Source organism: Paradesulfitobacterium ferrireducens, assembly GCF_017310645.1.
GTDB lineage: Bacteria > Bacillota > Desulfitobacteriia > Desulfitobacteriales > Desulfitobacteriaceae > Paradesulfitobacterium > Paradesulfitobacterium ferrireducens.
Genome location: NZ_JAFLRH010000040.1, coordinates 284,462 through 296,905 on the forward strand (window position 1 = coordinate 284,462; position 12,444 = coordinate 296,905).

Here is a 12,444-nt window from a genome sequence, read left to right on the forward strand (position 1 = left end):
AGGAGGCTAATACATGCTTGTACTCAGTAACGAAGAAATAAGCGAGCTGCTGAATATGCCGGATTGTATGGCTGTGCTGGAAGAGGCCTATCAGGATCTGGCGGCGGGGCGTGCTTTATATTCCCTCGGAAGGGATAATCTCGCTCCCTGCGGGCGGGAGGATGCGTACTACGCTTTCAAGCACACCGGCGGGACGTGGCCCTCCCGCCGGATTCAGGCTTTGCGCATCAAATCCGATATCATCAGCCATCCGTTCGTTGAAGGAACCCAGTGCCGGGTAAAACTCCCTTTGGCCGGAGGGCGTTGGGTTGGGCTCATCTTATTATTCAGCACGGAGACCGGGGAACTGTTATCGATTTTCCCGGATGGGGTGGCGCAGCGCATGAGAGTGGGCGGCAGCAGCGGCTTGGGGATTAAGTATATGGCGCGTACGGATGCGCGGACGCTGGCCTTGTTCGGAGCCGGGTGGCAGGCGGGTTCGCATTTGATGGCTGCCCTGGCCGCGCGGCCGATTCAAGAAGTGAAAGTTTACAGCTTGCGCCGGGAGAGTAGAGAAAGTTTTGCCCGGGAAGCGGCGGCTCGCTACGGGATTTCTGTTCGGGCGGTTGATTCTCCTGAGGAATGTGCGGAGGGGGCGGATATCATTCTGGCGGCCACGTCTTCCATGGTCCCCGTGATCAAGCCGGAGTGGCTTAAGGAAGGAGTGCACATCGGGTTTATCAAGCCGCAGGAAATTGACGGGGTGGTGCTTGACCGCTGTGACCGGGTGGTGGTTCATGTCAACGATAAAAGCCAGCCGGATAATGTCGTGACCGGTACTCCTGCTGTTTTTAAGAACAGTGGCTGGTGGCAGGAGGAGAAGTACCGGATGGAGAAGTTCCCGAACTTGGCGGACCTAATCTCCGGACGGGTTCCCGGCAGGGAAAAGGCCGGGGATGTGACTTGTTTTTATAACAATGACGGGCTGGGTTTGCAGTTCGCAGCCGTTGGGTCTTTGATTCTCGCTCAGGCTGAGGCCCGGGGCAAAGGGAATGACTTGCCCCGTGAGTGGTTTACGGAATCTGTCCATCCATAGAACTTGGAAAGGAGGAGTGTTAGATGCGCTGGATGAAGGCAGTTTTTGGCCTGCTGCAGGCCGGCAGGCACCGGAAACCTGACGGGTTTTGGCGTTATGCCGCGATAGCTCTGGCTCTGATGACCGCAGTTTTTGAATTCGTTGCTCTCACCCGCTTGAGGCATAATCCCTATATTTTAGGGGTTGCGTTTTTGAGCTTAATGCTCCCTATCGTATTTATTCTGCACGGGGCCAGACCTACGAGCAAAGAGAAACCATCTGTTCCCGATATCATCCTGATCCTTTTATCCCTTGCAGCCGGGATTTATGTCGTGAGCCACAGTGAATATTTTCTGACGCGCTGGCCCATGGCCAGTCCGCTTTCCCCTGCGGATTTGTTTTTTGGCGTGGTCATTTTTGTCATATCCTTTGAAAGCTGCCGCCGTACGTTTGGCACGGGCCTGACAAGCGTCGTGCTGGTGGCGGTGCTGTACGCGGTCTTTGGGCATCTGCTCCCGGGGGCTTTTTCCCATACAAAAATATCCCTGCCGGGCTTCATCGACCAAATGTCCTATACTTTGAACGGAGTGATGGGCTCTCCTTTGCAAACCGCAGCGACCTATATTTTTGTCTTTGTAACTTTCGGCATCTTTCTGGATGCTTCCGGAGGAGGGGAATTCTTTTTTAACCTGGCCAACGCTGCGGCGGGCAAAGCCGTGGGCGGGCAAGCCAAAGTGACGGCCATCGCCTGCGGGTTATATGGCATGATCTCCGGCAGCCCGACCTCAGATACCGTTACGGTGGGCTCATTTGCGATCCCCAATATGAAACGGGCCGGGTATGATTCCGTATATGCCGGGGCAGTAACCGCAGTCGCCGCCACCGGGGGAGCGATTGTACCGCCGGTGATGGGGGCGGCAGCTTTTCTTATGGCTGAACTGACCGGGATTCCGTATGCGGATATCGCAGTCGCCGCCATCATCCCTGCCGTTTTCTATTACCTGGGAATTCTGCTGCAGGTGCATTTTCATACCCTGCGCACCAATCCGCTGACCGACACAAGCATCGACACTGAATCATTGAAAGCGGTGTTAAAGCAGAGTTATTACCTGCTTCCGCTAGTCATACTGGTTATCATGCTGTTTAAGGGGTTTACCCCCGTCTATGCCGGAATTATCGCCATCCTGAGCACGGTGGTCGTGAGCTGGACCAGGAAGCAAACACGGATGGGGCTTACTACGCGTCCTTGTCAGCCATCACCCCGCCGGTGGCGGTGGCGGCCTATGCGGCGGCAGGAATAGCCAAGGCGGATCCCTGGGCCATCGGGTGGCAGGCTTGCAGGCTCGGCATCGTGGCTTATATTGTTCCTTTTATCTTCATGTTCCAGCCGGCCCTGATTCTCCAAGGGACGCCCAGCGAGGTTATTTTGGCCTTGATCACCGGAACCTTGGGGGTGGTGGCTTTATCGGCTGCGGTTGAAGGTTGGCTGCGCAAAAAGATGTTGGTCTGGGAGCGGGTGTTGGCTATAGCCGCAGCGCTCTTGCTGATGTATCCTGGACTGTTTACAGACGCCATAGGCTTAGGCTTGATCGTGATCAGCTTCTTTCGGCAATATGCGAGTATCGGTTCAGCAAAGTTAAAGGTTGGGGGGTGAGCAAGAAGCTTTGAGAAGATTTCTAAAAGGACGTCTCTATTCATGAGGAGGTATTATTTAATGAAGACAAAGAAAATATGGCTGGCGGCGGTTCTTATTATCAGCTTGCTATGGTTAAGCGGATGCGGCAGTGGAGGAAGTGGTGCCAAGCCGTCGTCGGCTCCGGCTGATTCAAGTTCGGCAAAGCAATCGTCAACGGCAGGGACAGGGGATAATAAGCTCGGCCCGGTTAAAGTGACTCTGGCCGGGGGCTCCGTGGGCGGAAGCTGGTCGGCAATCGGGGAGGCGATCGGGGAAGCTATCCGCAAAGTGGCCCCTGGATCATCCTTCGGGTATCAGCCCGGCCAAGACGGGGCAAATGCGATTACAGTCGCCACCGGCCAGGCTGAACTTGGGTTTGTGTTCAGCGTCATGGCCAAGGCGGCCTATGAAGGAAACCCGCCGTACAAACAGAAATTCCCGGATTTGCGGGCGATCGGCATTTTCGGCCCTTTAACCTACCAAACCATAGCTACGGAAAGCTCCGGAATTAAAACCTATGCCGATATGAAGACTAAGCCGGTCATCCTGTGTGTGAACACCAAAGACAGTACCCAGGAGACTCTGGCCAAGGCTCTCTTGCAAGAACACGGCATCACCTATGCCGATATTGAAAAAAACGGGGGCAAAATTCTCTACCTCTCCAGCAGCGCCGCCCTCGACCTGATGAAAAACGGCCGTGCCGATGTCCGGATCGGAATGGAGATTGCCCCGGAAGCCAAGCTGGCTGAAGCCGCCACCACAACTAAAATGGTAATGGTGCAGCCCGACGCCAACGCAATTAAAAATGTAATCAGTAAGTACCCGGTACTCCCTGTGACCATAAAGGCGAACACGTACAATTTCCAAAAGGAAGATCTGTCTACCTTTGAAGTACCCGCAACTTTAATTGCCAGCAAAAATTTACCGGATAATGTAGCCTATACCGCTACCAAAGCCCTTATAGAGCAGCTTGATTACTTAAAGACCGTGGTTCCGAGCCAGATGGCCAAGGATACCCCGGAGAGCATTGCCAAGACCAGCATTCCGCTCCATCCGGGTGCGGAGAAATATTATAAGGAGAAAGGGCTGCTGAAGTAGAGCCTTAGGTAAAAGTGCAATTAAATGAGCAAGATCTTTAATAGTGTGAAGATTCAGTTAAGGATATAATCATTGTAACTAATGGCAGTGACGTCCGTTTCGGGTAAAAGGAGGGTAAAAATGGCCTATAAAGATTTGCGTGATTGGTTGAATTTAGTGGAAGAAAAGGGGGAATTAAAAAAGATCGAAGGGGCCAGCTGGGATCTGGAGATGGGGGCGATTACCGAGATTATTTACAAAGAAGGAAAGTCCGCGGCACCCCCGGCAGTATTATTTGACAAGGTGCCCGGGTATGCGGAAGGTTTCCGCACCCTCTTTGGCTTAACCACCTCGCCCAAACGCATGGCCTTGACACTTGGACTACCTGAGGCCAAAAGCGATCTCGATGTTGTGAGGGCCTATCGCGATAAGTTAAAAGACCTGAAGATGATTCCCCCGCGGGTGGTGCAGGACGGGCCCGTGCTGGAAAATGTCGATCGCGGGGAGGATGTAAACCTGTTCAAATTCCCGGTGCCTTTAATGCATGAACTGGACGGCGGCCGCTATATCGGCACCGCCTGCCTGGTGATTACCAGGGACCCGGATGAAGGCTGGGTCAACTTCGGAGCCTACCGTGGGATGGTGCATGATGAGAAATCCGTGGCCTTCTATGTCTCCCCCGGCAAGCACGGGATGCTGCACCGGCAGAAATATTTCGACCGGGGCCAGCCTTGCCCGGTAGCGATATGCGTGGGGGCTGATCCGCTCCTGTTCCTGGCTTCGGGCAATGAAATCCCTTATGGTTTGTCGGAGTACGATTATGCTGGCGGTTTCAAGGGTGAACCCATTGACGTAGTGATCGGAGAATACACGGGGCTTCCGATTCCGGCCCATGCCGAGATCGTGATCGAAGGGGAGGCTATCCCGGGGGACAATCTGGGAGAGGGTCCTTTCGGGGAATGGACCGGATATTATGCCAGTGCCGGACGGCCGGAACCGGTGATCCGGGTGAAAAATGTGTATTACCGCAATAACCCCATCCTGTGCTGTGCCCGTCCGGGTCGTCCCCCGTCAGATTATTCCTATAGCAAGTGTGTCGTCAAATCCGCTTTGATCTGGGACGAACTTGAGAAAATCGGAGTTCCCAATGTCAACGGAGTCTGGTGCCACGAAGCGGGCGGGGGCCGGATGTTTAACATCGTCTCCATCAAACAGGCCTATCCCGGGCATTCCCGTCAGGCCGGACTGGTGGCGGCCGGGAGCCATGCCGGCAACTATTTGGGACGGTACGTGGTCGTGGTGGATGACGACATTGACCCCTCCAACACCTTTGATGTGCTGTGGGCGATCGCTTCCCGCTCCGAGCCCACGGAATCAATTGAGATCATCCGTAAGTGCTGGAGCGGGCCGCTGGACCCGAGAATTCCGGTGGAGAGCAAAGGCTTCAACTCGCGGGCCATCATCGATGCCTGCCGCCCGTACGATTGGAAAGACAAATTCCCGGCGGTGGTGGAGTCCAGCCCGGAATTAAGGGAGAAAACCCTTCAGAAGTGGGGAGATTCCTTATTCGAGTAAAAAATGCGGGCAAGGCGTGTTGCCGGCTGACAACCGCAAATTAGTAAGGGAGGTAGATACCTTGCGCAGATTCTGGCGAACTTTTGTTTCTGTCCTCATGGTGGGAACCCTGGCGCTGTCCCTGGCCGGGTGCCAAGCATCCGAAAAATCCAATACCCAGAGTAAAGTGGGCACCAGGGAAGATGCTCTGGCCTTCTACAAAGATAAAAATCTCAACTTCATCGTCCCGTACAACGCCGGGGGAGGGTATGACCAATACGCGCGCCTTCTGGCCCAATATATTCCCAAATACATTCCCGGGCTGACGGTGGTCGTACGCAATGTGCCTGGGGGCGGAAGCCTTACCGGGACTAACGAGCTATACCTGGCCAAAGCCGACGGGTTAACGATCGGTATCCTTAATGGGGTAGGGATGGTCGCGGATCAGGCAGCCAAACAGGCGGGAGTAAAATTTGACCTTAATAAATTCACCTGGCTCGGCCGCTTAAACAATGAACCCAAAGTCATGATCGTGGATGCTAGAACTAACTATAAGAGCATTGAGGATCTGAAGAAGGACAAAAATACCTTAAAATTCGCCACCAATGGCGTCGGCAGTTCTGAATACGTGACTTTGGAAGTCACGAAGAAATTGTTCCTGCCGCAAATGGATATTGTCTCCGGCTATAACACTGCGGCTGAATATGACGTCTCCATGCTGCGTGGCGAAGTCTTGGGCAGTTCCGGCAGTGTCAGCAGCCGCATGCCCCTGATCGAACAGAAGAAGGCTGTCCCCGTGCTGCTTTACGGATTAAAGAGAGATCCCGCTTTCCCGGATGTGCCTTTGGCCACGGAAATCACCACCGGCCAAGATAAAGACCTGGCAGCCAATTTCATCACCTTGTTGGAACTGGGGCGTGATCTGGCGGCCCCGCCCGCTATTCCCCAAGAACGGGCCGACTTGTTGCGGGAGGCAATTGCCAAGTCTTTGGCAGATCCGGAACTTGTAAGCAAAGCCAAACAGGCCAAACTGGAGATCAGCCCCTTGAGCGGTCCCGAGATCGAGCAGTTGATGAAACAATCCCTGCAAATGCCCGATGATTTAAAAACCCTCATTACCAAAGCTTTAGCCGGTTAATTGTTCGCAAGACAGGGCGCCTAAGTCCGTGTTCCTGGCCCGGAGCGCCTTGGTTCAAGGCGCTCCGGCAGAAACATAAAAGGGGGTGTGGATATGTCTGATGTGATCAATGGGCTGCTGCTGGTCTTTGCCTGGCCTACGGTTCTCTATATGCTGATCGGCATCGCCAGCGGGATGTTTCTTGGTTTGTTCCCCGGCTTAGGGGGCTTATTCACTTTAGCGCTCATGATCCCGTTTATTTACGGTATGCCGCCGGCCCAGGCCTTTGCTTTCCTACTCGGTTCCCATGCCGTCGTAGCCACCACCGGTGCGATCACCACGATTTTGCTAAATATTCCACAGTCCGGACCGGAAGCGGCTGTCTTGCTTGACGGGTTTCCCATGACCCAGAAGGGTGAGGCCAGCCGGGCCTTGGGAGCGGGCATGGCATCCTCAGCCATCGGCGGAATTGTAGGCGCGGTATTTCTGGCCTTGTTTCTCCCGATTGGGGATAAGCTGGTTCTCAAGTTCGGCCCACCCGAGTTTTTCATGCTGGCCGTTTTGGGTATCGTGTTTATTGCCAGTGTCGGGCACGGATCAGTCTCCAAGGCTTTAATATCGGGCGGTGCCGGCCTCATGCTGTCTTTGGTCGGATTTGACCCCATCACCGGGGCCGTGCGCTTTAGTTTCGGCCAGCTCTTTCTCTATGACGGAATCCATCTTGCCACCGCGGTTATCGGCCTCTTTGGCATCGCCCAAGTTATCCGGATGATGGTTGACGGCGGAAAACTATCCAATGCCGCCAGCACTGAACTAGGGAGCGGGATGCTCAGAGGGGTCGCAGATGCCTTCCGCCACTGGTGGCTGGTCGTTCGCTGCAGTATTATCGGAACTTTGATCGGATTTGTTCCCGGCCTGGGCGGGGATGTTGCCACTTTTGTCGGGTATGGGCATGCCGTCCAGAGTTCAAAAAACCCGGAAAAGTTTGGCAAGGGTGCCGTGGAAGGGGTCATCGCTCCTTTAAGCGCCATCCATGCCAAAGAAGGCGGTGCCTTGATCCCGACCCTGGCTTTCGGAATCCCCGGCAGCGGTGCTATGGCCATTCTCCTGGCCGCCTTTTACATTGTAGGCCTGCACCCGGGGCCGGAAATGCTGCATTCCAACAAAGACCTTCTCTTTAGCATGGTTTGGACCATCATCGTGGCCAATATTATCGCCTCTACCCTGGCAGCACTGCTGGCGGATAAGATGGCCCTGATTACCAGGCTGCGCGTCTCCATTTTGATTCCATTGGTTTTGGTTCTCGCGATGCTCGGAAGCTATGGAGTCACCAGCGCCCTGGAAAGCTTGGTACTAAGTATTGTCCTGGGATTTTTGGGTTATGAAATGGATCGGCAAGGGTATTCACGGGCAGCGCTGATCATTGGGCTGGTGCTCGGAAAGATTACGGAACAAAACCTGAACCTCTCCGTAAGGCTGTATGGATGGGATTTTCTGACACGGCCTATTACCCTGGTAATTCTGTTAATCATCATTTACACCCTGGCTTATCCCTGGATTAGAAAGAAACGGCAGAAGAGCCGGGCACTGGGGGTGTAGCTTGATGGATAACAAGCAAGTGCGCTCCCTGATATTCGATCTATTTATGACAGTTTTAATTGGGATGTTTTTCTTTCTCTCTTTTACCTATAATCCTAAAGCCCGCTTTGTTCCCCTGATCATTGCCACGCCTACCTTTGCGATCGCTCTCTGGCGCACCGTAATGGGAATAATAGCCCTGCGCAAGGCAGGCGGGCAAGAGATTGCGGCCGCAGGCGCCACCGGGCTTGACGGAGTAGAGACTGGGGCTGCTGAAGAAACTATGGCGCGGGCGGGGATTAAACCGGAAAAGGATTTGATTGCTGAGTTAAAGGCCCAGGCCGATGATATTGCGCACCAGAATGAAACATCCGCTCCTGATATCAGCGGCCCGCGCTGGCGCCGGGAAGTGATCGCTGCGGCCTGGATTCTCCTCCTGCTGGCTATGGTCTGGCTGCTGGGCTTCATTTGGACGATTCCGCTTTATATCCTGCTGGTATTGCGCGTTCGTTCCAACGAGCCGTGGAAATTATCGCTGGGAATCTCTTTGGGAGCCTGGGCATTTATGTATATCCTTTTTGTCTATTTGCTCAAAATCGAATTCGAATCAGGGGCGCTGATCGAGCTATTCTTATAGTCAGCTTAAAATGAATTTGCCTGCAGACAAGAACAATTTATTGTATGAATACGCTCAGGCAAGGAGTAAGTTTTAGTTTTGAGGAGGTGCGAGTGTGTCCGTCAGTGAAAAGGGCGACCACGCCCATGAACAGGCCCATGAACATGATTTGAGCTGGGAGAGATGGCAGAAACAACGATTATTTGTACGCGGGCTCAAGGGAGTTTACGGTGAAGTCTACAAGCAACTCCTGGCCCAGCCCAGAGTGTATAAAAGCAGTGATTTTCCGTTCAAAGGTGGGGCCCGGGTTTTTGGAAAGAAGATCATTAATCCGGAGAGTGCGGAAATCACGCAAATGATCGAGACCCATATTGACGTCTATGCTCCCAGCAGTGCCAGCCAAAAGCACGGGCATATGAACAGTGCGGTCTTCTATATCGTCGAGGGCAAAGGGTATGATGTGCATGACAACGTGCGCCACGACTGGGAAGCCGGGGATGTCTGCGTTGTCTCCAACGGGTGCGTGCACCGTCATCATAACTCCGATCCGGCTAAACCTGCCCGGGTCTTGGTGATGAAAGCTAAACCGCTCTTCCTGTTTGCCCACATGATTTATCAGAAAATCGTGGAATACCCTAACCAAGAACCCTTACCGGGTTTTGAGAATTTTAAGCCAGAATAACCGGAAAACGAACAAAAGAGATTTTCGAGGAGGTGAGGCTGACACCGAACCCAGCCGCTAAGACAATATTCTTAGGATTTAGGACGTGATTAAGCAAGCGAAAGAAAGGTGGAATGCGAACACATGCGACGTTACCACAATTTATCGGAGCACCTAAAATACCTGGAAGAAAAGGGTCTGTTAATCAGGGTCAAAAAGGAAATTGTGAAGGAAACGGAACTGCATCCCCTGGTGCGCTGGCAATACCGGGGCGGAATTCCGGAGCCTGAGCGCAAGGCATTTCTCTTTGAAAATGTGACCGATGTCAAAGGCAAAAAATACTCAATCCCCGTGGCCGTAGCCGCTTTAGCCGGGAATCCGGATATTTATGCCGCCGGGCTGCAGTGCCGGCTGGATGAAGTCGGGGACGTCTGGAAACGGGCTATGAGCGCACCCATTGCGCCTACCTTGGTGGAACAGGGGGCAGTTCAGGATGTGGTCTATATGGGCGGGGATCTGACCCGGGAAGGCGGCGGGTTCGACATGTTCCCGGTGCCAATTTCCACCCCGGGCTTTGACAATGCCCCGTATACGACCTGTACCCACTGGATTACCAAAGACCCCGATACCGGGGTTCAGAATATGGGCAATTACCGCGGCCACATCAAGGGCCGCAATAAGATTGGAGTCTTCCCCTGCGGCTTAGGCCAGGACATTTTTGTCCACTGGCAGAAGTGCAAGGAAAGGGGTATCCCCCTGGAAGCAGCCCTGGTTGTCGGCGCTCCGCCGGTTGTCTCCTATGCAGCGGTGCAGAAAGTCCCGTACGGCCTGGACGAACTGGCTGTGGCCGGCGGTCTGGCCGTGGAATCCCTGGAAGTGGTTAAATGCAAAACCGTAGATTTGGTGGTACCGGCGGAAGCGGAAATTGTTTTCGAAGGGAAAATCCGGACCGATGTGATGGAGCCGGAAGGCCCGTTCGGGGAATCGCACGGCTATATGCACCCACGCCAGCTCAATCCGTTTATGGAAATTACCTGCATCACCCACCGAGCTAAACCGACCTGGGTTTCCTTTATCAGCCAGGTAACCCCCAGTGAAAGCAGCGTTATCAAAAAAGTCGGGTACGAGCCCTTATTCCTGGATCACCTGAAAAACGCGCTCAGCATCAAGAGCGTCGTGCGCGTGGCTATGCATGAGCCTTTGACCAACCTGCGCAAAGTCGTGGTCATTCAGATGAAGAAACCGAAAGAGGTCGATGTCTGGCGCGCTCTCCATGCGGCGGCTATCTATAACCAGGGAGTGGGCAAGATCGTGATCGCGGTCGATGAAGACATTGATCCGGAAAATATGGACTCCGTCATGTGGGCCATGAGCTACCGCATGAAGCCCCACCAGGATGTGGATATCGTCCGCGGCATGGTAAAAGGGCATGCGCCCCCGTTTAGCGGAGCCAGTGACAGCAAGGATGTGGCGATCCACGCCGACCCGGCAAATGAATCCTCCCTCCTAATCAACGCCATTCTTAAGGAGCCTTTCCCGCCGGTATCTTTGCCCAAGCAGGAGTATATGGAACGGGCCAAGGAAATCTGGGAGGAGCTCGGCTTGCCGCCGATTACGCCCCAGGCACCGTGGTACGGCTATTCTCTGGGACAGTGGGATGCGGAACTGGAGCATGAGGCAGACCTGGCCGTGCGCGGGGAACATTATACTACCGGAGACAAACTGGCGGGCATGCAAGTCAAGACCAGGCCCGAGATAACCTAACTCACCAGGAAGCAAGAGAACCGTCCCTTTGATCGCCAAGGAGGAAGGAATCAGATGTCCACCCCGTTAGCTGAGTCCCGGACGGCCCCGGAGAAAAAAAGCATCCGCACTCTGGCCTTGGTTTCAGTGTCCCATGCTTTGAGCCACGCCTATTCCGCTTTGATGCCGATTGTGTACCCGCCGGTTATGCAGGAATTGGGTTTCGGCTATGCCCAACTCGGGATTATGGTGGGTGTGGGCAACACGTTTATGAGTGTCCTGCAGGGGATATTCGCCTTTCTCATGCATACCGTGAGGCGCCGGGTTCTCCTAACCTTAGGCAATGTCTTATTAGCCCTGAGCTGCGCGCTCATGCCTTTCGCGGGGGGATTTGCAGCCTTCTTCCTTCTTAATGTGCTGGCCCGGATCAGCAACAGCCCCCAGCATCCGGTCGGGAATTCCCTGGTCGCTGAAAACTTCGGCAGGAAAATGCGGGGAACTGCCTTTGCCATCAATTTTGCTGGGGGCAATGCCGGCACCTTATTGGTTCCGGCCCTGGGCACCGCCGGAGTGGCTTTGTTGGGCTGGAGAGCTACTTTGGGCATTTTTTCTGTCGTGGCGCTCATCGTTGGGCTTTCTTCCCTGGCTATTCCGGAACGTCCCTTATCAAGACCTAATCCCGGCGGGAATACAGATGGAGGTTCAGTTAGGGATGAAGGCAATGCATTGGGCAAGGCCGGTAAGTCCTGGGTTTCCACGCTCAAGGACCGCAGCGTGCGACCGGTGGTGACGGCGGCGGTGGTAGCTGCGGGTGGCAGGGGCATTGGGGTTGTGATGGTGTATGTACCCTTGTATTTGCAGCAGGGACTTCATCTTAGCAGTGTCAATTATGCCACCTTATTTACCATAATGATGGTTGGCAGTGTCGCCGGCCCGGTGCTTGTGGGCCGCATCTCCGACAGCGTCGGGCGCAAGCGCATGGCTCTTACCACTTACGTCCTGGCAGCGGCTGCTACTTTTTCCCTGCTGCTGGCCGGAGGAAATATGAGCTATTTGGTGCCTGCCATGAGTTTTCTCGGGCTGGTGGTTTATTCCCAAGGCGCGCAGATTCAAGCCCTGCTGGCGGATGTGACCACGAAAGAGACGCGCGATATGGCTTACAGTGTCTTCTTCACCATCAGCTATTTGGCCGGAGCCGTGTGGTCGGTAATTTTAGGCGCTGTGATCGATAGTTTGGGATTTACAGCTGCTTTTGTGTTGATGGCTCTTTCCTATTTCGCCGGGGCAGCGGCTTTAATACCGGCCAAGACCCGGTAAGTTTTATCTAAAAAGTAGTTTAAAAAATGATTCGGCTTGAAACAAGTAGAGT

At 54.1% G+C, this 12,444-nt stretch carries 11 protein-coding genes; all 11 read left to right on the plus strand.

Annotated features, from left to right (window positions below; genetic code table 11):
• The first annotated feature begins 13 nt into the window (after positions 1-13).
• The 11 genes from J0X21_RS14100 to J0X21_RS14150 all read left to right on the plus strand — a co-directional run bounded on the left by J0X21_RS14100 (position 14) and on the right by J0X21_RS14150 (position 12,392).
• The gene (locus J0X21_RS14100; RefSeq protein ID WP_206812829.1) at positions 14-1,075 is read left to right on the plus strand and encodes an ornithine cyclodeaminase family protein; all 1,062 of its coding nucleotides are present in this window, start codon (positions 14-16) and stop codon (positions 1,073-1,075) included.
• 23 nt (positions 1,076-1,098) lie between these two features.
• A complete protein-coding gene (locus J0X21_RS14105) occupies positions 1,099-2,355 on the plus strand; it encodes a TRAP transporter permease (RefSeq protein WP_206812830.1) in 1,257 nt (418 codons plus the stop codon).
• A complete protein-coding gene (locus J0X21_RS14110; RefSeq protein WP_206812831.1) occupies positions 2,301-2,708 on the plus strand; it encodes a TRAP transporter large permease subunit in 408 nt (135 codons plus the stop codon). Before J0X21_RS14105 ends, J0X21_RS14110 begins: the two co-directional genes overlap by 55 nt.
• Positions 2,709-2,768: 60 nt before the next feature.
• Positions 2,769-3,827 (plus strand): TAXI family TRAP transporter solute-binding subunit, encoded by a 1,059-nt coding sequence (locus J0X21_RS14115; RefSeq protein WP_206812832.1) that lies wholly within the window; start codon positions 2,769-2,771, stop codon positions 3,825-3,827.
• Positions 3,828-3,947: 120 nt separating this feature from the next.
• Positions 3,948-5,381 carry a UbiD family decarboxylase gene (locus J0X21_RS14120; protein ID WP_206812833.1) on the plus strand — a complete coding sequence of 478 codons (1,434 nt, stop codon included), beginning with the start codon at positions 3,948-3,950 and terminating at the stop codon, positions 5,379-5,381.
• A 61-nt stretch (positions 5,382-5,442) separates the two neighbouring features.
• Positions 5,443-6,498, plus strand: a complete 1,056-nt coding sequence (locus J0X21_RS14125; protein WP_206812834.1) for a Bug family tripartite tricarboxylate transporter substrate binding protein — start codon at positions 5,443-5,445, stop codon at positions 6,496-6,498.
• Positions 6,499-6,591: 93 nt separating this feature from the next.
• Positions 6,592-8,076, plus strand: a complete 1,485-nt coding sequence (locus tag J0X21_RS14130; RefSeq protein ID WP_206812835.1) for a tripartite tricarboxylate transporter permease — start codon at positions 6,592-6,594, stop codon at positions 8,074-8,076.
• A gap of 4 nt (positions 8,077-8,080) precedes the next feature.
• Positions 8,081-8,692, plus strand: a complete 612-nt coding sequence (locus J0X21_RS14135) for a tripartite tricarboxylate transporter TctB family protein (protein WP_206812836.1) — start codon at positions 8,081-8,083, stop codon at positions 8,690-8,692.
• A 94-nt stretch (positions 8,693-8,786) separates the two neighbouring features.
• Positions 8,787-9,353, plus strand: coding sequence for a cupin domain-containing protein (locus J0X21_RS16130; protein WP_206812837.1), 567 nt, complete (start codon positions 8,787-8,789; stop codon positions 9,351-9,353).
• A 123-nt stretch (positions 9,354-9,476) separates the two neighbouring features.
• Positions 9,477-11,096: a UbiD family decarboxylase gene (locus J0X21_RS14145; protein ID WP_206812838.1), complete on the plus strand. Its 1,620-nt coding sequence runs from the start codon at positions 9,477-9,479 to the stop codon at positions 11,094-11,096.
• Positions 11,097-11,150: 54 nt separating this feature from the next.
• Positions 11,151-12,392: an MFS transporter gene (locus J0X21_RS14150; protein ID WP_206812839.1), complete on the plus strand. Its 1,242-nt coding sequence runs from the start codon at positions 11,151-11,153 to the stop codon at positions 12,390-12,392.
• The last annotated feature ends 52 nt before the right edge of the window (positions 12,393-12,444 follow it).

Coding starts and splice junctions, on each gene's coding strand:
- J0X21_RS14100 (WP_206812829.1), top strand. CDS start 14: ATGCTTGTACTCAGTAACGAAGAAATAAGCGAGCTGCTGAATATGCCG.
- J0X21_RS14105 (WP_206812830.1), top strand. CDS start 1,099: ATGCGCTGGATGAAGGCAGTTTTTGGCCTGCTGCAGGCCGGCAGGCAC.
- J0X21_RS14115 (WP_206812832.1), top strand. CDS start 2,769: ATGAAGACAAAGAAAATATGGCTGGCGGCGGTTCTTATTATCAGCTTG.
- J0X21_RS14120 (WP_206812833.1), top strand. CDS start 3,948: ATGGCCTATAAAGATTTGCGTGATTGGTTGAATTTAGTGGAAGAAAAG.
- J0X21_RS14130 (WP_206812835.1), top strand. CDS start 6,592: ATGTCTGATGTGATCAATGGGCTGCTGCTGGTCTTTGCCTGGCCTACG.
- J0X21_RS14135 (WP_206812836.1), top strand. CDS start 8,081: ATGGATAACAAGCAAGTGCGCTCCCTGATATTCGATCTATTTATGACA.
- J0X21_RS14145 (WP_206812838.1), top strand. CDS start 9,477: ATGCGACGTTACCACAATTTATCGGAGCACCTAAAATACCTGGAAGAA.
- J0X21_RS14150 (WP_206812839.1), top strand. CDS start 11,151: ATGTCCACCCCGTTAGCTGAGTCCCGGACGGCCCCGGAGAAAAAAAGC.